This window comes from Mucilaginibacter sp. SJ (assembly GCF_028993635.1).
Taxonomy (GTDB): domain Bacteria; phylum Bacteroidota; class Bacteroidia; order Sphingobacteriales; family Sphingobacteriaceae; genus Mucilaginibacter.
The window spans coordinates 3,523,847-3,544,393 of sequence record NZ_CP118631.1; the positions used below are offsets into that span (position 1 = coordinate 3,523,847).

The window sequence follows — 20,547 nt, forward strand, 5'->3', positions numbered from 1 at the left end:
GCCTTAGCCACGTTGGCCTGTATCCGCTACTATCGCTAACGCAAAAAAGAGAAAATTTGAACTTTAGACCTACACCAACACCTCTTCCAATACATCTGCCGATTTGATATTGCCGAAGCCCTCGATATGCATAGCGTAATATTCCAGCAGCTTTTGCACCAGGTAGCGGCGTTCATCATTGCTTAGTTTAAGCAGGTGCATATCTTCAAAGCCGGTTTGGAGTACAAGAGCAAAATTCTGAGTATGCGGGGGCGAGAGGTAGGAAATGCTTTCGGGCTTATAGCGCGTGAACTGTCCGTTTTTAATATCGAAATAATCAGCTTCACCCGCCATGTAGCGGTCGGGGTAAAAGCCAAGGTAACGGGTAAGCCGGGTTAAAAATATTAGGTGAAAGTTAGCAACACTTTCGGTTTGATGATCGAGCCATTCAATAGCGCTGAAAATAAAGTCGAACAGGTTCTCATCCGGCGATTGCTGTTTTATCGCTTTGTACAACACTTCGTTCAAAAATATGGCTATACAGCTCTTAATCACATCGTAAGGGATACTGAGCAATACCGGCGCATTCTTTAATTCGGAAATGCGCTGCACGCTGCCTGTATTTTTGTGATAAACCACCAGATCTAACAAATGAAGGGGTTGCAGCATGTTCCTGCCTATTTTAGCCTTGGGCTTTTTAGCACCATTAATGATGTACGATTGCAGGCCAAATCTCTCAGTAAAGATCTGTACGATCACACTGCTTTCGCCGTAATCAGTAGCCCTGAATATGATGCCCCGGGTTTTATGCAGCATGCCTTATCAATAAAATGATCTTCGGTAAAAAAATAACTATCCCCGTTATCAGTGCAAATAAGGCAGCCACAACAACAGCGCCGGCAGCTATATCTTTTACATGCCCCGCTTTTTCGTTATAAGTAGGCGAAACCAGGTCGGTCAATGTTTCGAGCGAAGTATTGAGTAATTCGGTGATAAGCACTACTGCAATGCAGGCCGCAAGCCAAAGCCACTCGGCAGTTGAGATCTGAAAAAGTAAGCCCAGGATTACGGCGATCGTTCCGGCCACCAAATGAAACCTGAAGTTAGGCTGGGTTTTAGCAGCATACCCCAAACCCTTAAACGCAAAACCAAAACTGCGTACCAACCTTTTCATGTTCAAAAATACAAAGTTTAGGCACAAAACCGGATAGCGCATTTACAGCGCTCCTGCCATAGGTATGGCACCAATAGCAAAGGGCATAATACAAGTGTTCAACTTTTAAAAAAACCGGTGTTCAACTTTTTCTTTTACCAAAACGCAAAACCCTGATTATCAACACTAAGTTGTTCAAATACTCAAAAACAGTCAATCCAACAAAACATAACTAACTGATTATCAAGGCCAATATTTTATAAAACAACAACAAGTGTTCAGCCCTAAAAAAATTGAACACTAAACGCCGCAAGTAGATCAGGCGATAACGTACAATCCTTTACCCGTTAACTCATTGTCACATTATCACTATCATTAATAGGCAGATAACGCATTTTTTGTAGTTTTGCGCCTCTCTCTTATATATTGTTAATAATGTTCTGGAAACATATAGCTTCTGCAATTCTTAAAAACAGGCTGATAATTTTTATTTGCGTTTTAGCGCTGAGTGCCTTTATGGGCTATGAAGCGTCGAAAGTAAAAATCACCTTCAATGGCGGCAAAGTGCTTCCGGTTACCGATTCGGCTTTTATCCGCTACGCCGAGTTTAAGAAAACCTTCGGGCAGGATGCTTCATCGATGGTTATCGGGATTAAATCACCCGATATTTTTGATAAAGATGTTTTTAATGACTGGTACCAGATTGGCGAACAGTTAAAGAAAATAAAAGGGATCAAAGCTGTGATCTCGGCTGCTAATATCTACAACCTGCAAAAGGACACCCTGCAGCATAAATTTGTACTGAAGCCTTTGGTTACCGGTCCGCTGCCAACCACCGCGGCAGTTGATAGTGTAAAACAACAACTTGCTTCCATGCCATTTTACAAAGGCTTAGTTGTAAGTGAAGATGGCCAAAGTACCTTAATGGCCATCACTTTTGACGATAAGATCATCAATACCCCTTTCCGCGTGCCTATCATTAAAAAGATCGACCAGCTTGGGCAGGCATTTGAAAAGAAACATAATATTAAAGTACACTATTCGGGTTTACCACTGATCCGCACCGTGGTTGGCGACCTGGTAGCTCACGAGTTTTCATTATTCCTGAGCCTTTCGGTAGCCATTACCGGCCTTATCCTTTTGCTTTTTTTCCGGTCGGTATTCCCGGTTATTTTCCCGGTGATGATCGTGATATTGGGTGTGATATTTAGCCTGGGCGTATTGCGGCTAATGCATTATGAAATGACCATTCTTACGGGCATCATTCCCCCGCTTATTGTGGTGATCGGCATCCCTAACTGTGTGTTCATCCTCAATAAATATTTTCATGAGTACGGCATCAGCGGTAATAAAATGGCTGCTTTGGAAGTAGCTGTTGAGCGTGCAGGCATTACCACTTTTATCGCCAATGTTACAACAGCCATAGGTTTCGGTGTATTATGCTTTACTAACAGCGAATTGCTTACCCAGTTTGGCCTGGTAGCTTCAATCGGCATCCTGGGTACTTTTGCATTGAGCCTTATTTTGGTACCTATTATTTTCAGTTTCCTGCCAGCGCCAAGGGCAAGCCAAACTGGCATTAAAGACAGCAAACTGATGGACGGCCTGCTGGCCACTTTAGATAAACTGGTGCATACTAAACGTAAAACTATTTATTTAGCTACAGCTATATTGGTTATCATCTCCATTGCTGGTATGATCAGGATTAATATCAATGGATATGTGGTTGACGATTTGCCGCAAAGCAATAATACCCTGCATGATCTTAAATTTTTTGAATCGAATTTTAAAGGGGTGCTACCCCTGGAGGTTAGTATCGATACCAAACGCAAAAACGGCGTAATGAACTTAGCTACCATCCGTAAGGTAGAGAAGCTGGAAAAACTAATTTCATCATATCCTGAGTTCAGCCGTTCAGTATCGTTGATCCAGGTGTTGAAATTCAGCACACAGGCGTTTTATGGCGGCAACCCGGAGTACTACCGATTGCCCGACGGACTGGAGCAAAACTTTATCCTCAACTATGCCGGAAACTCAGGCAAAGGTACAAGCGGCCTGCTGAAAACCTATCTCGACAGCACCCATCGCGTTACCCGGGTTACCTTTGAAATGGTTGATGCCGGCTCAAAAAAGATGAATACCGTACTGGCCGAATTACAACCCAGGATCGATTCTATTTTCAATCCGAAGAAGTTTCATGTTGAACTAACGGGTTCAAGTATCATATTTATAAAAGGCACCAACTACCTGTTGACAAACCTTTATGAAAGCCTGGCCTGGGCTATAGCGCTGATAGCTGGTGTTATGTGGATCCTCTTCCGTGGCATAAAAATGATTGCCATATCGCTGGTGCCGAACCTTGTTCCGCTTGTTATCACAGCCGGCATTATGGGTTTTTTTGGTATCCCGCTTAAGCCGTCGACTATATTGATATTCAGCATAGCCATGGGCATCTCGTCCGATCAGACCATCTATTTCATTACCCGTTACCGTCATGAATTACGTCACAGCAAAAAGAGCATCTCGCAAATAGTTTCAGATACCATCCGCGAAACCGGGGTGAGCATGATCTTTATCGCTACCGTGTTATTTTTCGGTTTCGGGATCTTTGCGGTATCAAAATTTGGAGGTACTGCGGCACTGGGGATCCTGTTATCTATAACTCTTCTTGTGGCCATGATCAGTAACCTTACTTTGCTACCTGCGTTTTTACTATCGCTTGAAGGCGGCGTTGACCGGAAGAAGATTAAGGGACCGGATATTGAGGAATAGAATCAGGAATTAATTTTTCTGCCGGTCATCCCGGTTCAGGCGAATTCTTTGTACATTTATATAATGCCGAAAGAAGAGGTTACCGATCTGCTTTTCTTTTTGAGGACCTTCCCATCCGAAGTGCGGGAGTGTGCTTTATGGCTGCGCGATTTCATATGGGATCTGTACCCGCAGGCCAATGAGCTTATTTATGATAATTACAATGCTTTGGCCGTGGGCTGGTCGCCTACCAAAAAAATGAGCCATATCTTTTGCTCATTTGCCCTGTACCGTGGGGGTAATTACAATACCCATTTCGGCTTTTACTGGGGCGCTGAACTTTCCGATCCGCACAAAATACTTATTGGCGAAGGCAAGCAGTACCGCTATTTGCTGGTGAACGATATTGAAGCTTTTCCGCAGCAGGAAATAAAAAAACTGGTTGATGAGGCCTGGCAGAATTCACTGGCAAAAGTTAAAGATGCCAAACAACTAACCCAAGGCAAAACTATTGTAAAAATGGTATCAATAAGCGCGAAAAGAAACTCAAAGCGCCTAAGAATTAGCGCCGTTAAAGTCTATAAATCATTATGAATATAAGCTATAACACTCCTGACTCCTGCATCTAAAAGTCTTGATTCTTCCCCCCGCCTGCGCTTATCCCCTAAATTCCTGCACTCATGTACTTTATCTTTTAACTGTATAATAGTTTTTGTTGTTTTGATAATAATTCGGCAACAGGCAAATTGAAACAGCAGGTAACTATATCACTTTATTGGAAATGCCAGCTTATTGGCTGGTCGGTTGCGGCGCTTTACTGGGGGTATACCGGCTACAATCAGCCGGGCTTTAACTTGTGGTTGGGCATTCTTCAATTTACTACCGATGTTGCCGTTTATATTACCATAACCCACGTTTACCGTCGCTTTGCAGTAAAGTTGGGCTGGCAAAACCTCGGATTAAACAAATTAATACCCCGGTTGGTACCCACAGTTATAGTATTGGGGTTGGTTTACCTGTTTGTAACTGTTGCAAAGGTTTACCTTTTCAGAGTGTGGTTTAAACCGGGGTTCTCGGAAGCGTTCGGTGATTTTTTTGATTTCTACCGTGATAGCATTTTTGTAGCCGGAGTACGCCTGATGTCCATCTGGCTGCTTGCCTATCACATGTACCACTATTCAAAACGCGAGATTGGCATTGCTAAGGAAAACGCCCGGCTGGCGGTTATTACCCGCGATGCACAGCTTAATAACCTTTCGGCGCAGCTTAATCCTCATTTTCTGTTCAACTCTTTAAATAACATCAAAGCTTTGGTTATTGATGATCCCAAATCGGCAAGGCGGGCAATTGACCTGCTGGCCGATCTGCTGCGGGACTCCCTTTACAGCGGCGACAAACAAATGATCTCCATAAAAGAAGAGCTGGAACTTGTTAAAGATTACCTCGAACTGGAAAAACTCCGGCTTGAAGAGCGTTTGCAGTATCACATTGAAGCGGGCGATGAGTATCATAGTATACTTATTCCCCGCTTGTGTATTCAAACGCTTGTTGAAAATGCTATTAAGCACGGCATCGGCCAGCAGAAGCAAGGGGGGCTTATCAGCATAAAACTCACTAATAACCATAGCGGTTTAACGATATGTATAACCAATCCGGGCAGCTTAAAGCCTGTTGAAGAAAGCAGCGGATTAGGCATTAAAAATTTGAGCGAACGTTTGCGATTACAGTACAAAGGCGCAGCCTATTTTATCATCAGCGAAGCTAATGACATGGTAACAGCAACTATTAAAATCCCTTTAGCATGAAAAAGGTAAGGGTTTTGATTATTGATGATGAACGTGCCGCCCGAAGTGAAATAAGGCGCCTGCTTGGCAATAACCCTGACTTTGAAATTATGGGAGAGGCTGTCAATGCCGACGATGCCCTGAAAATGATAGGCGAGCAAATGCCAGACCTCCTTTTTTTAGACATCCAGATGCCCGAAAAATCAGGCTTCGACTTACTGGAGTCATTAGAGCAGGTTCCGCCGGTGATATTTACAACGGCTTATGACCAGTATGCCGTTAAAGCTTTCGAAGTAAGTGCGCTTGATTACCTCGTAAAACCCATCCGCGATGAAAGATTTGAAAAAGCTATAGCACAGGCAAGGCAGCGGTTAAGCAAGGCAGATCCCGCCGGACAGATCTTTGTGAAAGACCGTCAGCAATACCATTTTATTCAATGGAGCTCGGTACATCTTATCGAATCGATGGATAACTATGTCCGGATCTTTTTTGGCGATAAAAACGTGTTCCTGAAAAGCTCGCTCAACCATTTAGAAGATAAATTGAACAGCAGCATATTTTTCAGGATCAACCGTGCACAGATCATTAACAGGCAATACATACAAACCATAACAACCCTGGATGGCCGCTTAAAAATAACCATTAGCACCGGCGCGCAACTGGAAGTTTCCGAACGGCAATCGGCAAAGTTCAGGCATTGGGCGGCAAATAAGTAGATCAACCATTACATATTACAACAATTAAAAATGATTAGAAAATTAATCTCTCTGCTCTTGCTATGCCTTGTTTTTGGCAAAATGGCATCGGCACAAAACAAAAAAACTACGGGAATTTATCTTCAGGATAGCGTACTGTTAAAAACCCGTAAGGGTGCATTTATAACAGTAATGATAACCCGTAAAAAAAGTGTAACCGAAAAGCTGCCAACCATTTTTCAATTCACCATATATGCCCGCCGTACCGATACATTAAAAACACAGGAAGCTGCAGATAGGGGTTATGTTGGCGTATTTGCCTATACCCGCGGCAAATGGAACAGTCCCGGTAAGCCGCTGGCTTATGAAACCGATGGCCGCGATGCATACGATGTGATTGACTGGATCAGCAAACAACCCTGGAGCGATGGCCGGGTTGGCATGTACGGAGGCAGTTATAACGGCTTTACCCAATGGGCAGCTACCAAAAAGCTTCACCCGGCGCTTAAAACCATTGTACCATCGGCCGCGGTAGCACCAGGACTTGATGTACCCATGACCAATAATGTGCAAATGAGCTTCGTTTTTTCGTGGACCTATTACACCGGTAACAATAAATTCCTGGATGAAAAAGATTACAACAGTCCGCAGTGGAACCAGCTGTACTGGAAATGGTATAATACAGGATTAGCATATCACACGCTCGACAGCCTTACTGGCAGAGGGCCCAATAACATGTTCAGGCACTGGGTAGCACACCCCACTTATGATCAATATTGGCAGGATATGATCCCTTATAAAAAAGAATTTGCAGATATCAACATACCCGTGTTAACAACTACCGGCTACTACGATGGCGGACAAATTGGCGGCATGTATTACTATCGCGAACATCTTAAATATAATTATAACGCCAATCACTATGTCATCATCGGCCCCTACGGGCATTTCGGTTCACAGGGGCATCCCGATTCGGTTTTTAACGGTTACCGCATTGATGATGCGGCGCGGATCAACATCCACCAAATTATTTACCAGTGGTTTGACTATATCTTCAAAAACAAACCCAAACCTGCTATCCTAAAGAATAAATTCAACTTTGAAGTTATGGGTAGCAACGAGTGGAAACATGTGCCTTCATTAAAGCAAATGAGTAACGATACCCTGAAATTTTACCTGGATAATTCCCGGTTATCTCCGGTTAAACCATTGAAGAAAGCTTTCACATCTCAACGTGTAGATTTTGCCAACCGAGATAGTATCAGCAGTTATTATTTTTTAAATCAGCTTATTTACGACACGCTGAATACCGGCAGCAGCCTCGTTTTTAAAAGTGATCCGCTCGAAAAGCCTTTAACTTTAAGCGGAGCTTTTTCGGGCGTTTTAAAAACCATCATCAATAAAAAAGATATGGACTACCACGTGGTGATGTTTGAAGAAATGCCAAACGGTAAATACTTTTATCTCACTTACTTTATGGGCAGGGCGAGTTATGCCGGCAACCCGGAGAAAAGGCATTTATTAAAACCGGGACAAATGGAAAACATTCCCTTTACCAACAGCTATATCACCAGCAAGCAATTTAGCAAAGGCAGCCGTATCGTGATCCTGCTCAATATCAACAAGAGCCCTTTTGAGCAAATCAACTACGGAACAGGTAAGAATGTAAGTGACGAAACTATCAGTGATGCTAAAGTGCCGCTGCAAATAAAATGGTTTAATGACAGTTATATTAATATTCCGGTGCTCAGGTGAGGAAAGACGCAAGACGCCAGGAAACAAGAGGCAGGAATATAAAATATATCGTCACATTGTAGAATCCAGACTTGCGAAGTTTTTTAAACTTCGCAAGTCTTCATATGTTAAATTTTTCAATTCACAATAATGACGATTTTGTCATGGACAAGCCTTACAGCTTCTTAATCTCAATATTCCTGTACCAAACATCTGCACCGTGGTCCTGCAGTACGATGTGACCGGTTTTAAAGGTGCCGAAATCGGGCCATTGTTTAAATTTACTACCAGCTACAAGTTTTTTCCAGTTATCATCCCATAGCGTAGTTGACAATACATGCTCACCATTGATGGTAAAATCAAGCATGCTGTTATTGCAAACTATCTCCACCTGGTTCCATTCGCCGGCCGGTTTAATTACTTCTTTTGATATCGAGATCAGGTCATACAGATCACCTGCGCGATGTTTGATGAGTTTGCCATCCTCGTTTTCTTTGTTATCAACTACCTGGCATTCGGGGCCGGTAAAATAGCTGTACTTATACTTAGTAGTATCTTCCTTAACATGGAACAGGATACCACTATTACCGCCTTTGGAAATCTTCCATTCCAGTTTAAGGTCAAAATTGCCGTATTCCTCATTGCTTACCATGTCACCGCCGTTTTTGCTTTGCCAGTCGCCTTTTTGCGATGCGTCGAGGTGCAATATGCCATCTTCCGCTTTCCAGGCCAAACCCGGTGCCGGTTTACCATAGGCATGCCAGCCATTGGTGGTTTTGCCATCAAACAAAGGTTCAAATGCCGCAGCAGTGCTATCCTTTTTTTGATTGGTATCAGCAACACTGGTGCTGTCATTATTATAGTTTTTGGGGGTGGACGAATGGCAGCCGCTTACTGCTATGGCTGTTAGTGCTATTAAGAATAACTTGTTCATTGGTGTTCTGTTTAATTAGTAAGTTTTAAAGATTTCCCTTTTTAAATTCGCCTGCGGCATATGTAGCTGCACGGGCGGTTAATGCCATATACAATATCGATGGGCTCTGGTTTCCTGTAGTGGTCATGCAGGCGCCGTCGGTAACAAATACGTTTTTACACAGATGCAACTGGTTCCACTGGTTAAGCAGCGACGTTTTAGGGTCTTTACCCATACGTACGCCACCCATTTCATGGATATCGAGACCTGGGGCCTGCTTGTTTTCATGCTTTTGGATATTAGTGCAGCCTGCCTTCTCAAACATATCAGCAGTCTGGGTTAAAAAGTCCTGGATCATGCGCTCGTCGTTATCATCATACTCAACCGAAGTGATCAGCAGCGGAATATCCCACTGGTCTTTTTTATCCGGACTTAAGCGTACATGATTGCTGGCCTTGGGTATGGTTTCGCCCTGCAGGTACATATAAGCACTCCAGCCGCCCGGTTCCGTAAGGGAATCTTTGTAAGCGCTCCCTATTTTGTCTTCAGCAGTTTCCTTTGGTCCCCGGTTGCGGTATGCGCCCATAAAAGTGGTGAAACCGCCTTTATAATCGGTTTCCTGTTTGTGCAGGTTTCGATAATTAGCCAGAATGAGCTCTGTTGGGTTTCGGCCGAAATAATAACGATCTAAAAAGCCATCCATATCGGCCGTTACCGATGCCCGGTAATTCTGGAAGGCAATGTATTTGCCTAACAAGCCATTATCATTGCCAAGCCCGTTCGGGAACCTTTCTGATTTTGAATTGAGCAGGATGAGGTTAGTATTCAATGCCGAAGCATTCATAAAAATGATCCGGGCCTTATACACAAACTCCTCTTTGGTATTGGTGTCAATAACTTTTACCCCGGTAGCTTTGCCAAGCTTTTCGTCATAAATAATTGAATGCGCTACCGAAAACGGACGTATAGTAAGGTTACCCGTTTTTTTGGCCCATGGCAGCGTTGAACTTACCGAGCTAAAATAACCACCGAAAGGACAGCCGCGCATACACAGATTACGTGCCATGCATTTAACCCGGCCCTGATCTATATGGATCTGCTCGGGCTTGGTAATGTGCGCCCAGCGGGCATGTACCAGGTGCCTGTCGGGATAGTTTTCTTTTATCTTTTTGCTGATATGTTCCTGCACCGCGTTCATATCAAAAGGAGGCAAAAACTCACCATCAGGCATAGCTTCAATGCCATCTTTGTTACCGCAAACGCCTATAAATTTCTCTACATGTGAATACCATGGCGCTACATCATCATAACCAATAGGCCACTCAATGCCGTAACCAAAACGTGCAGGGTTTTCAAACTCATACCTACTCCAGCGCTGGCAAGCTCTCCCCCACGTAAGCGACTTACCCCCAACCTGGTAACCGCGGATCCAGTCGAACGGCTTTTCCTGTATATAAGGATGATCTTTATCTTTTACAAAGAAATGGGCATCATCTTCACCATAACCTGCCGCCCTGCTAATCAGTGGATTTTCTTTCAAAAAATCCTTCGTCATTTCGCCGCGGTGCTTAAACTCCCAGGGATCCATGGTTGCTGTTGGATAATCCTTGATGTGTTGCACATCCCGGCCACGCTCAAGCACAAGGGTTTTTAAACCCTGTTCGCAAAGCTCCTTAGCCGCCCATCCACCACTAATGCCAGAGCCTATTACAATGGCATCAAAAGTAAACTGACCGGCAGTATTTTTAGGTTCGTCAGGCATAGCTACAATTGGTTATGGTTAATAAACTATTTAATTGTCAATAGGTTTTAGTTAAGCTGAAAGCGGAAGGCGGAAAGCTTAAAGCTTTAAATTTTCGGCTTTTTGCCTTAAGCTTTCAGCTCATCACACCAGTCTAACAGCTTTTATACTGCTAAGCTTCCAGTTGCGCTGCGGCGGCATCATCCATAAATATCTGCGCATTTTGCAGCGTTTTAAATATTGAGGCCGGGACATCATTAGTAACACATCCTTGCAAAGCCTCCGCAATAATAGGTGCTTTTTTATCTCCACTGGCAATAAGCACCGGCACAGCGGCTTCGGCCAAATGCCGTAAGCCAAGGGTTATGCCTTCGGTTAAAACAGTATCGGTAGTAAAGTATTTTTGTGCAACCTCTATAGTAATAGGAGCTAATGGCGAATGATGCGCATAAGAACGAAAATCGGCACCAGGCTCATTAAGGCCAATGTGACCATTAAGCCCCACGCCAACTACCATCATATCTAATCCTCCAAGTTTATCAATATGTTTATTCATGGCCTGGCATTCGGCATCCAGATCATCAGTCACAGCATTAAAAAATTTAACTTTTTTGGGTGAAATGTTAAGCGGCGTAAAAAAATGCTTTTCGAGGAAGTAAGTACAGCTGCCGTCATTAGTACGATCGAGGCCAACCCATTCATCCAGTCCCACAAAGTTGGTTTGGCTAAAATCAACCCGACCGAGGTTTGCATATTGAACCAGGTAGCTGAACATGCCGGTTGGCGAATCTCCGGATGGAAAACAGATCAGCGCATCGGGCTTTTGGTTAACCAGGGTAACTACCAAATCGGCCGCAGCTTTCGACATGGTATTATAATCAGGATATATATGTAGTTTCATTTTCTATTTATTATCGAGCCAAAGATTTACAGGTTTATCAATCTTTGCCGAAAATGGCAGCTCAATTTTTTTACCCGCTCCTGCCGATGCATAGGCAGCATAGATGAGTTCGAGCACAGCCCTGCCATCCTCGCCCGTTACAAGTGGAGTCTTATCGTTTTGTACACAATCAATAAAATGTTTTAGCTCATGCGGATAACCCTGGTTAAAAGCCTCTTCAAAAATGGTAAAGCTCCATCCCTGCGTAGTATCCGATTTTTCCATGGCATAACCATAGCCGTCGCGGCTATATGTTACCGCTGCATTGCCCATAAACAAATCGGCATAAATAACGCCGCCAAGACCATGGATTTCACACCTGTCATCCATGCCTCCGTGTTTGGCCCAGCTATTTTCGGCAACTGCGGTTACGCCGTTTTCAAACTCAACAATAATTACCGAATTATCTTCGCCTTTGGTGCGGCCTTTATGCAATACGGTGCTCATGCTGGCGTAAACACTTTTAGGTTTGGCATTATTCAGCATCCACCTAAACCAGCCTAACGCATGGCAACCCATATCCATGATCACCCCACCGCCGGAAAAATTGATATCATAAAACCAATCCGAATGCGGGCCCGAATGTTTTTCGCCCTGTTTCAGCATATAGATTTCGCCAACAGCCCCTTCCTTTACCAAATGCCTTGCCCGCTCATACTTTGGTGCGAAGCAAAGCTCTTCTGCATACATCAGTTTTACATTGTTAGCCTTGCATACGGCTATCATTTCATCAGCTTCTTCAAGGGTTACGGCCAGCGGCTTTTCGATGATAACATGCTTGCCTGCTTTGGCTGCCTTAATAGTAGCTTCGGCGTGCAGGTAATTGGGCAGACAAATATCTACCACCTCACAGCCCGACTCGGCAAGTAGTTTATCAATATCATCAAACCATTGGGCTATATGATATTTTTCGGCAAAGGTTTTGGCTTTTTCGGAGTTGCGGGCATAGCAGGCTACAACATCGGCTTCGGGGATAAAACGATGGTATGATTCCATGTGGATATCGGTAATAAAACCGGCACCCAGGATGGCTACTTTAGTTTTGTTCATAAAACGTATATATAATTAAGCGCCGATAATTGGAACAGCGCACAGGATTTACCGGGTTAAGAATACCGTTCAAGATTAATGAATAATATTTAGAAATTGAAAATTTTTAGAAGATGTATAAAGGCAACTTAGGATGATTTTATAATATACTTCGTTCCTCCTATGGATAATAAAATTGCCGTCATGTTGAACTTGTTTCAACACCTCATTTGCTCAGCCGCGTACTAATCCAAGCGCCTACCTTTCTTGTGGGGTGCTGAAACAAGTTCAGCATGACGGATGGCAGAGACGTAAATTCGCACAAAGGGCAGCAGATTCAAAAACAAGTTTAACGAAACAGAAATCTTATTCTGTATACGATTAAACTCATTTACTGCTCCAGCACGTGCTTTTTTATAAACTCAATTGTTGATTCGGGCAGGGCGTTGCCGCTGACCTGGGTAAGGCTGCCGTCGGGCTGTAACTCGAGCTCGGCATTGATATTGTTATCAATAAAAACATGCAGCTTATTTTGCTCTTTTTCAACACGGCAGGTAAGCTCACGTTCTGAGTAATTGATCAGGAATTCGTATTTCCCATCTTTAGGGGCCGGTGTGGTATCTTTTTGGTCAATCATGGCGGTAGCGTTTATGAAGATAACACACCGGATTGCATGATGTTTACTTTACAGGCAAATAAAACAGTTGTTTAAACATGTTTTAAAAAGAGGCAGAAAAAAAGAGATAGCCCGCCGGCTGTCTCTTTTAAATTTAAGTTGACTGACCTCATTATTTATCATAAAGAACTAATTGGTTAGAACGATAATAACAATTAGTCAAATATAAGCACTATAGAATTAGTAGACTAATTTTTTTGATAAAAAATGTTACTTTTTTTTCATTTTGAGTCAGTTTTTCTTAACAGATGGCGTTTTGTTAACAATACTGTCCTTTTTCTGCCCGTTTTCGGGTAGTTTTGGTGCAAAATTTCTGATTATCGTATCCTTTTTAAATTTTATCGCATTATTCTTCCCTGTATCAACTTTTAGGGTACTATCCTGCATATTTTTTGATCCGGGACCTTTCAGGCTATCCGTCTTGAGGTCTGTTCCCCGCTTAACAGTTCCGGGTTTAGCAGGAGCATTTTTTGCCGGCGACTTGGTCGGCGCCGCTTTTTTATTGTGCTTTTTAATGATATCTTCTTTTGAAGCTGGACGCTCTTTAGGCTTCCATAAAAAGCCTTTCAATATCTTATCGTCTTCCTTTACTTTATCAATAGGGATGTACCTGTTTTCGGGCTTGGTTAAAAAGTAAATATCTGTAGCCTGGTTCTTTTTAAAAATGGTACGGATCCGGCTGCTCAATGACCGTTGCATCCCCGAAACTTTGCCACTGTCGCGCTGAAAATATATAGTTTCGGCATTGCCAAACGTATACATCTGGTCAAGCTTATCATCTTTAAAATATCCCCGCATTTTTTTACCCGATACCTGGTTAAAATGCGTTGAATCATCCTTTTCAATATTTACGATAAATGCCGAGGGGAACAGTTCAATATTGTCCAGCTTTTTATGGCGCATTTGCATATACACGGTATCCCCGCTCAACTGCGAACCCTGTGTCCAGATAATAGGGTTCACATACATGCGCATGGTAGAGTCGCTGTTGCTGTAAAATACCGAATCGGATTTAGCCTGCAAGTCGGATTTAAAGATCTTGACATGGTGGTGCCCGATAAGCATCCTCACCCGTGCTGTATCCTTCAGGTTAACAGGGTATTGTTTAAAAACCGGGTCCCGCTGCATCTGCTCACGGGCTATACTATCCTGCTTTGCTTTTTTAATAGCCGCAAGCGCGTCCTTTTTTCGTTGTAATGAATCATTTACCGGTTTAGGCTTTCCAAAAAAGTCGCGGTGAAAATAGCTGGTATCTTTAGGTACCTTTATATAATATGCAGTAAGGAATTTCGACGATTTTTTATCAGCCGCCAGTTTCCGCTGTTTCAGTGTAGTATCGCGTAAAGTACGCTGGCGTTCCTGGTAAATTTTTTGATTTTTATAGGTCATGATCTGCGTTTCGATGGTATCAGCAGTCATGTATATCGAATCGCGTTTGATGTGGCTCGTGTCTTTTGAGGTCACAGTTGCTTTTACAGGTACAAGCTTTCCTGCTACTTTAGCAATTCCAGGCTTAATAGCATCAGCTACCCCGGCCAGGCTGCCTATGTTTTTTATATTCGCTTTATCCTTATTATTTTTTAATGCCGGGGCCGCCGCCTTCAACGCCGAGTCAATCAGTTTTTCGTTCCCTTTTTTGGCCTGCGTTGTCGCTTTTATCAAAGCATCGGCATTGGCATCTTTATTATTTTGTAAAGCGCCCTGTACCAGCTTAGTTGCCATATCAACATTGGCGCTATCTTTTTTTTCTATGGCAAATGGCTGTTTAATAGGGACAGTATTAGCCGGGGCTTTGCGGTTGCTATCGGGCTTTATGGCATTGGCAATTTTGGTGAGGTCGGTAACATTTTTTGCCGATGCTTTGGCATTTTTATTTCCGGCAGGCAATTGCTTAACCGTAGTGTCGGTTTTACTGGTATCCCTTTGCTCGGAGATCAATACCACATAAGCATTTTCGGTAACAACGGTTTTTTCCTCTGCCCTATAGTAAGTACCCAGATCGCCTTTAATGGTTACTTTCTGTTCACGATCTTCAAAGGTGATGTTCTTTACCGCGCGGCCGTATCCTTTTAACTTATCATAAAAAAGGCTATCCCCTTTTAATGATTTGGTTCCTTGCCTGTATGAGTTTTTTTTACCAAAATATGCCTGCTCGGTAACAGTGTTATACAAACCGTTTTCAGTATATAGGGTATCCTTGTCCTTAGTACCATAAATATTGGTTGGGCCGAAAAAATAGGCAATACGTGTACCTGTATTATACTTAAGGGTATCGTTTTTTATAAGGGCATCGGGTGTGGTTAGCACTACGTCGTACCGGAAATAAGAGTCGCGGCTGAAAGCAAAATAGTAGCCGTTTTTACTGGTAAGCACATTATCCTTATTCACCAGTTTTCCGCCGCCGGTATAGGTGCCTATGCGGCTGGCTGTGTTGTAGGTAAGATAATTAGTGGTTAGCGTAGCATCGCGGTCAACCATCTTAACATTATTGGTAAGGATGGCTGTTTTGGTATTGCCATTATAGTTCAGCTTATCCGAAAATATATTCAGCGTATCGCCCTGGTTTATGTTTACGTTACCAAAGGCGTCAAAAGCGTTTTCGTTGGGGTAAAAGTAAGCACTATCCGACCGGAGGAGGGAATAATCCTGCTTAAATACACCTTTATACACCTTGATCAGCTGCCTGCCGCTAGCCGTTTTTCCGCCGGTGCTTCGTTCAGATTGTATCAGGTTTACAATTGATTTTTTTTGAGCCATAGCTGCAGTTGCCATCGCCAAAAACAAAAAGCATAAAACGTATTTCCTCACAATGGCAAAATTAGTTTTTTGTTGGGGTTATTAAATTAATAATTTTGATGAATGCTGCCAGTTAATCAGTTTGTTAATTTTATTGAGCAAAATGCTTTGTTTACACCTGCTGCCAAAATACTGGCAGCTGTAAGCGGCGGCATCGATTCGGTTTTAATGGTACACCTGCTTAAAACCGCGGGTTATGATTTTGGCATAGCCCATTGTAACTTTCAGCTGCGCGACGATGAAGCCCTGCGCGATCAGGCTTTTTGCCGCAACCTCGCCACTACCCTCGGCGTACCTTTCCATACCATCAATTTTGATACAGAACAATATGCTGCCGAAAACAAGATCTCGATCCAAATGGCAGCCCGCGATCTGCGTTATCAATGGTTTGATACCATCAGTCAGCACTCAGATTATGAAGTTGTTGCGCTTGCTCACCACCAAAACGATACTATTGAAACAATATTGTTAAACCTTACACGCGGCACCGGTATTGCCGGTCTGCATGGCATCTTGCCTAAAAATGGCAAGCTGGTGCGCCCCCTGTTGTTTTTGACCCGTGCAGAAATACAGACCATTGTTACTACCGAAGGTTTAACTTTTGTAGAGGACAGCTCCAACGCTTCGGCAAAATATGCCCGCAATAAGATCAGGCTGGAAGTTGTGCCCAAGTTGAAAGAACTAAACCCATCGCTCGAAAAAACGTTTGAAAACAACCTGCTTCATTTCCGCGAACTGGAACAGTTGCTGGAAATCAAGCTCGACGAATTAAGGCAAACGCTGCCGCAGATCCATGATGGCGTCACATACCTGCCCATTACCAAAGTAAAAAAACTAAACCCCAAACGGCTGCTTCTTTTTAAACTGCTGGGTAAATACGGTTTTAATGAAACTACCATCGACGATCTTATTGCCTCACTTGACAAACATCCGGGCCGGGTATTTGAGTCCGGAACACATACCTTATTGCTTGACAGGGAAAATATCATTCTCAAACAAAAAACAGCGACCCACCTGTCCGAGGTTATTATCAATGCCACAGACCATGAAGCAAATTTTGGCGTTTATAAGCTTAACCTGCTGCATGATGATAGTCCGCTGATTATAAAAGATAATCCTTTGGCAGTATCCATTGATGCTGATAAGCTGGTTTATCCGCTCAGGATGCGTTGCTGGCATGAGGGCGATCATTTTTTCCCTTTGGGGATGAAGGGCAAAAAAAAATTAAGCGACTTTTTCATTAATCAAAAAGTGCCGCTGCACCAAAAGGAAGAAATCCCTGTCCTTGTAAACGGCAACGGCGAAATTATGTGGGTTGGCGGCTATCGCCCCGACGAAAGGTATAAAGTGAGTGATAACACTAAAAAAGTTACTATCTTCGAACTGTTTAAACTAACATGAGCGATAAATCCGTTTTTACTGAAAAACAATACCTTGGTCGGGAATTTATACCGCTAACCATACGCCTGGTTTTAGCCATGTTTTGTTTTGCGGCCTACTTTTTTACCGACGAACGCGAACGCAACGGCGATTTGCTGGTTGTAGTGGGCTTCTCTATCATCATTATTTCTATCATCCTGGGCTTCCTGCTGCATTTTCGCACCCGTGTTGAAAACAAAAGTGTTATGCTTGACGGGCTGTGGACAACCAAACTGGTAAAAATTGATTTGAACAGCATTGTCAAGGCTGAAAAAGGTACCTATAGCCGCTATCTTTTCAACAACCCTGTTTATAATCTGCATACCAAAGGGACCATCCGTTTTTTTACCTCAGGCAATGAAGCCATCCACCTTACCGATCGTGATGGTCTGCTTTATATCATCGGCTCCAAACACCCTAATGAATTTTTGAGGGCGATAAAGGAAGAGATGAAGAAGTAATTAACCGTATAACAATATATATTCCTGTCATTTCGACGAACAAGTGCGGGCATTGAGCGGTAGCGTGAGGAGAAATCTTATACAGCCTGCTTGCAAATTTGCGTGGCACACCTGCATAGCGTATAAGATTTCTCTTTCGCTCCGGCACTCTATCCCACCCTTGCTCTATCGAAATGACATTTTTTGATTTTTTATCATCTACTCACTCCCCATCACCTTCATCAATTCCTCAATAAATAAAATTGCGGCCCTTTTACGGTAAACACCTTTTTGCCAAAGGATGTATGATTGCCGTTTGATCTCTTTTGATTCGATGGGTATGGCGATCACTTTATTCCAGCCTATTATCGCTTTTTCGTTCAGGATAGTTGCCCAATGCCCGTTCTCAACCAAAGCCAGCAATGAATGCACATCATTCAGCTCTATTTTGATATTAGGCACTATTTTTTTGCGATTAAAAAGCTCGTTGATAAACTCGCGCGAGCTGAAACCTTTGCCCGGTAAAATAAGATCCTGCTTAGCCAGTTCTCCGAGACTTATTTTGTTAAGTTTAGCCAGGGGATTATTTTTTGAAACTACCATTACCACGCTCGAGCTAAACAGCTCCTGCATTTCCAGGTCTTCGTCATCGCTTTCGTTGTGAAACGCCAGGATCATGTCCAGCTCGGCCAGGCGAAGCTTCTTTTCCAGTTCTTCGGGGTTACCGTAGCTGATAAAGATCTTAATGCCTGGATATTTGGTGCTGAACGGGGCCAGCGCCGGTAGTAACAAGGAGGTAAAAGCATATGAAACGCCAAGGTTCAGTTCGCCCGTAGTTGCGTTCTGCAATTCGCTTATGGCTTGCCTGCTCCGTTGTACATCGTTAAGGATTTTGCGGGCATGGGTTAAGAATATATGCCCGGCTTCGGTAATGCGTACGTGCTTGCCTATCCTATCGAACAATAGCATCCCCAGTTCCTCTTCCAGTTGTTTGATTTGTTGTGATAACGTGCTTTGTGTAATAAACACAGCGGCTGCAGCCTCAGTGAAGTTCATGGTTTCGGCAGCCTTAACAAAGTACTGCAATTGACGCAATTCCATAATTAATCGTTTTTACCTATCAATTCTATTAAAACAATCTATTTTACAAATGTATTGATATGGGCGATATTTGCAGCATAAAACAATTCAACAGTCTTGCATTAAGTACTCCCCTGAATTTGCTTTTGTTATGAATTGAACAATGAATGTGTTTCGCTCTTTAAAGTACCGTAATTTTAAGCTGTTTTTTTACGGTCAGTCAATATCCCTCATTGGCACATGGATGCAAAAAACAGCAGTGAGCTGGCTGGTTTATCGCCTCACCGGCTCAGCCCTTTTATTAGGAATAGTAAGTTTTGTAAGCCTGATCCCTTCACTGATCCTGGCTCCTTACGCAGGCAGCATTGTCGACAGGCATAACCGTTACCGCATTTTAGTTATTACCCAGGTAGTATCTATGCTGCAGGCCGGCGCCTTTGCGTTCATGATCTTTTTCAAGATCTATAATATTCCCGCTATCATTGGCCTTAGCCTGTTGCAGGGTATTGTAAACGCCTTTGACGTTACCTGTCGCCAATCATTAATGGTGGATATGGTTGATGACAAGGCCGATCTGCCTAATGCCATCGCCTTAAACTCAACCATGACCAATCTGGCACGTATTGCAGGCCCGGCAATTGCAGGTATCGTATTAAGTGCTTTTGGTGAGGATGTTTGTTTCTTCGGCAACTTTTTGAGCTATATCCCTGTGCTCACCTGTTTATTTATGATGAAGCTAAACACCATAGTGCCTGTCCGTTCAGAAAAAAGCATCTGGACAGAATTGCAGGAAGGTTTCAGATACGTATCTGGCGACAGCGACCTGAGCAGCATGATCCTGATGCTTACTGCAAGCAGTTTGTTTGTGATACCATTTAATACACTGATGCCAATATTCGCCAAAGATCTTTTTAACGGCGATGCAAAAACCTTCAGCTGGTTTGAGAGCGCAGCTGGTTTAGGCTCAGTAATTAGTGCTGTATATCTGGCTAACCTGAAGAGTGATAAAAACCTTGTAAAGATCATGTCGATAGCAAGTCTTATTTTTGGTACAAGCGTGCTGATGGTGGCCTATGCAGGCAAACTACCTTTTGCTTTAATATTTATGGTATTTACCGGCGTTGGTATGATGGCGCAAACATCGGCCATCAACACCTATATCCAAACCCATGCTATCCCCGCTATGCGGGCAAGGGCCATCAGCTATTATGTGATGGCTTACCAGGGCATGATTCCGGTAGGCAGTTTGATGGCCGGTTGGTTGGCCAATGAACTTGGGCCGCGCAGGGCTGTTTGTATCGAGGGAATTATTGGGGTATTGGCCACTGCATTGTTTGTATTATATAAAAGAAGACAGGCAGCAGGTGAAGCCGTTGAAGGCAAAGCGATGTTCGTTAAGTAAATCTATTTCATCTAC

At 43.2% G+C, this 20,547-nt stretch carries 17 protein-coding genes; 8 read left to right on the top strand and 9 right to left on the bottom strand.

Going from position 1 to position 20,547, the window contains the following annotated elements:
- Window positions 1-69: 69 nt before the first annotated feature.
- Both recO and MusilaSJ_RS14075 read right to left on the bottom strand, forming a co-directional pair.
- Window positions 70-795, bottom strand: a complete 726-nt coding sequence (gene recO / locus MusilaSJ_RS14070; protein ID WP_274985599.1) for a DNA repair protein RecO — start codon at window positions 793-795, stop codon at window positions 70-72.
- Complete coding sequence (locus MusilaSJ_RS14075) at window positions 785-1,153, bottom strand: diacylglycerol kinase family protein (RefSeq protein ID WP_274985600.1); 369 nt, start codon at window positions 1,151-1,153, stop codon at window positions 785-787. The genes recO and MusilaSJ_RS14075 overlap by 11 nt, the downstream gene beginning before the upstream one ends.
- A gap of 414 nt (window positions 1,154-1,567) precedes the next feature.
- Between MusilaSJ_RS14075 and MusilaSJ_RS14080 the strand changes: the two genes are divergently transcribed.
- From MusilaSJ_RS14080 to MusilaSJ_RS14100, 5 genes are all read left to right on the top strand, one after another.
- Window positions 1,568-3,904, top strand: a complete 2,337-nt coding sequence (locus MusilaSJ_RS14080) for an efflux RND transporter permease subunit (RefSeq protein ID WP_274985601.1) — start codon at window positions 1,568-1,570, stop codon at window positions 3,902-3,904.
- A gap of 63 nt (window positions 3,905-3,967) precedes the next feature.
- Entirely contained in the window at window positions 3,968-4,477 is a 510-nt protein-coding gene (locus MusilaSJ_RS14085; protein WP_274985602.1) for a DUF1801 domain-containing protein, read from the top strand.
- Between the two features lie 152 nt (window positions 4,478-4,629).
- Entirely contained in the window at window positions 4,630-5,688 is a 1,059-nt protein-coding gene (locus tag MusilaSJ_RS14090) for a sensor histidine kinase (RefSeq protein ID WP_274985603.1), read from the top strand.
- Window positions 5,685-6,383: a LytR/AlgR family response regulator transcription factor gene (locus MusilaSJ_RS14095; protein WP_274985604.1), complete on the top strand. Its 699-nt coding sequence runs from the start codon at window positions 5,685-5,687 to the stop codon at window positions 6,381-6,383. Before MusilaSJ_RS14090 ends, MusilaSJ_RS14095 begins: the two co-directional genes overlap by 4 nt.
- 30 nt (window positions 6,384-6,413) lie before the next feature.
- Entirely contained in the window at window positions 6,414-8,117 is a 1,704-nt protein-coding gene (locus MusilaSJ_RS14100; protein WP_274985605.1) for a CocE/NonD family hydrolase, read from the top strand.
- A 154-nt stretch (window positions 8,118-8,271) separates the two neighbouring features.
- On the opposite strand, the gene MusilaSJ_RS14105 is transcribed toward MusilaSJ_RS14100, so the two are convergent.
- From MusilaSJ_RS14105 to MusilaSJ_RS14130, 6 genes are all read right to left on the bottom strand, one after another.
- The gene (locus tag MusilaSJ_RS14105; protein WP_274985606.1) at window positions 8,272-9,030 is read right to left on the bottom strand and encodes a 3-keto-disaccharide hydrolase; all 759 of its coding nucleotides are present in this window, start codon (window positions 9,028-9,030) and stop codon (window positions 8,272-8,274) included.
- A 25-nt stretch (window positions 9,031-9,055) separates the two neighbouring features.
- Window positions 9,056-10,771: a GMC oxidoreductase gene (locus MusilaSJ_RS14110; RefSeq protein ID WP_274985607.1), complete on the bottom strand. Its 1,716-nt coding sequence runs from the start codon at window positions 10,769-10,771 to the stop codon at window positions 9,056-9,058.
- 151 nt (window positions 10,772-10,922) lie between these two features.
- Window positions 10,923-11,651 carry a glucosamine-6-phosphate deaminase gene (locus tag MusilaSJ_RS14115; protein ID WP_274985608.1) on the bottom strand — a complete coding sequence of 243 codons (729 nt, stop codon included), beginning with the start codon at window positions 11,649-11,651 and terminating at the stop codon, window positions 10,923-10,925.
- A 3-nt stretch (window positions 11,652-11,654) separates the two neighbouring features.
- Window positions 11,655-12,740 (bottom strand): Gfo/Idh/MocA family protein, encoded by a 1,086-nt coding sequence (locus MusilaSJ_RS14120; RefSeq protein WP_274985609.1) that lies wholly within the window; start codon window positions 12,738-12,740, stop codon window positions 11,655-11,657.
- A 370-nt stretch (window positions 12,741-13,110) separates the two neighbouring features.
- Window positions 13,111-13,356, bottom strand: a complete 246-nt coding sequence (locus MusilaSJ_RS14125; protein ID WP_274985610.1) for a hypothetical protein — start codon at window positions 13,354-13,356, stop codon at window positions 13,111-13,113.
- Between the two features lie 270 nt (window positions 13,357-13,626).
- Window positions 13,627-16,167 (bottom strand): OstA-like protein, encoded by a 2,541-nt coding sequence (locus tag MusilaSJ_RS14130; protein ID WP_274985611.1) that lies wholly within the window; start codon window positions 16,165-16,167, stop codon window positions 13,627-13,629.
- Between the two features lie 87 nt (window positions 16,168-16,254).
- Here MusilaSJ_RS14130 and tilS point away from each other — a divergent pair, with 87 nt between their 5' ends.
- Together tilS and MusilaSJ_RS14140 are read left to right on the top strand one after the other, a co-directional pair.
- Complete coding sequence (gene tilS, locus MusilaSJ_RS14135; RefSeq protein ID WP_274985612.1) at window positions 16,255-17,592, top strand: tRNA lysidine(34) synthetase TilS; 1,338 nt, start codon at window positions 16,255-16,257, stop codon at window positions 17,590-17,592.
- A complete protein-coding gene (locus MusilaSJ_RS14140) occupies window positions 17,589-18,071 on the top strand; it encodes a hypothetical protein (protein ID WP_274985613.1) in 483 nt (160 codons plus the stop codon). The genes tilS and MusilaSJ_RS14140 overlap by 4 nt, the downstream gene beginning before the upstream one ends.
- 198 nt (window positions 18,072-18,269) lie before the next feature.
- On the opposite strand, the gene MusilaSJ_RS14145 is transcribed toward MusilaSJ_RS14140, so the two are convergent.
- Window positions 18,270-19,151, bottom strand: coding sequence for a LysR substrate-binding domain-containing protein (locus MusilaSJ_RS14145; protein WP_274985614.1), 882 nt, complete (start codon window positions 19,149-19,151; stop codon window positions 18,270-18,272).
- 142 nt (window positions 19,152-19,293) lie between these two features.
- Between MusilaSJ_RS14145 and MusilaSJ_RS14150 the strand changes: the two genes are divergently transcribed.
- Window positions 19,294-20,532 carry an MFS transporter gene (locus MusilaSJ_RS14150; RefSeq protein WP_274985615.1) on the top strand — a complete coding sequence of 413 codons (1,239 nt, stop codon included), beginning with the start codon at window positions 19,294-19,296 and terminating at the stop codon, window positions 20,530-20,532.
- Window positions 20,533-20,547: the final 15 nt, after the last annotated feature.

What these genes read in the sequence shown, in the direction of transcription:
- MusilaSJ_RS14075 (WP_274985600.1), bottom strand. Translation starts at nt 1,153, where the DNA reads ATGAAAAGGTTGGTACGCAGTTTTGGTTTTGCGTTTAAGGGTTTGGGG.
- MusilaSJ_RS14105 (WP_274985606.1), bottom strand. Translation starts at nt 9,030, where the DNA reads ATGAACAAGTTATTCTTAATAGCACTAACAGCCATAGCAGTAAGCGGC.
- MusilaSJ_RS14150 (WP_274985615.1), top strand. Translation starts at nt 19,294, where the DNA reads ATGAATGTGTTTCGCTCTTTAAAGTACCGTAATTTTAAGCTGTTTTTT.
- MusilaSJ_RS14125 (WP_274985610.1), bottom strand. Translation starts at nt 13,356, where the DNA reads ATGATTGACCAAAAAGATACCACACCGGCCCCTAAAGATGGGAAATAC.
- MusilaSJ_RS14115 (WP_274985608.1), bottom strand. Translation starts at nt 11,651, where the DNA reads ATGAAACTACATATATATCCTGATTATAATACCATGTCGAAAGCTGCG.
- MusilaSJ_RS14085 (WP_274985602.1), top strand. Translation starts at nt 3,968, where the DNA reads ATGCCGAAAGAAGAGGTTACCGATCTGCTTTTCTTTTTGAGGACCTTC.
- MusilaSJ_RS14145 (WP_274985614.1), bottom strand. Translation starts at nt 19,151, where the DNA reads ATGGAATTGCGTCAATTGCAGTACTTTGTTAAGGCTGCCGAAACCATG.
- MusilaSJ_RS14140 (WP_274985613.1), top strand. Translation starts at nt 17,589, where the DNA reads ATGAGCGATAAATCCGTTTTTACTGAAAAACAATACCTTGGTCGGGAA.
- MusilaSJ_RS14080 (WP_274985601.1), top strand. Translation starts at nt 1,568, where the DNA reads ATGTTCTGGAAACATATAGCTTCTGCAATTCTTAAAAACAGGCTGATA.
- recO (WP_274985599.1), bottom strand. Translation starts at nt 795, where the DNA reads ATGCTGCATAAAACCCGGGGCATCATATTCAGGGCTACTGATTACGGC.
- MusilaSJ_RS14110 (WP_274985607.1), bottom strand. Translation starts at nt 10,771, where the DNA reads ATGCCTGACGAACCTAAAAATACTGCCGGTCAGTTTACTTTTGATGCC.
- MusilaSJ_RS14120 (WP_274985609.1), bottom strand. Translation starts at nt 12,740, where the DNA reads ATGAACAAAACTAAAGTAGCCATCCTGGGTGCCGGTTTTATTACCGAT.
- MusilaSJ_RS14100 (WP_274985605.1), top strand. Translation starts at nt 6,414, where the DNA reads ATGATTAGAAAATTAATCTCTCTGCTCTTGCTATGCCTTGTTTTTGGC.
- MusilaSJ_RS14095 (WP_274985604.1), top strand. Translation starts at nt 5,685, where the DNA reads ATGAAAAAGGTAAGGGTTTTGATTATTGATGATGAACGTGCCGCCCGA.
- tilS (WP_274985612.1), top strand. Translation starts at nt 16,255, where the DNA reads ATGCTGCCAGTTAATCAGTTTGTTAATTTTATTGAGCAAAATGCTTTG.
- MusilaSJ_RS14130 (WP_274985611.1), bottom strand. Translation starts at nt 16,167, where the DNA reads ATGGCAACTGCAGCTATGGCTCAAAAAAAATCAATTGTAAACCTGATA.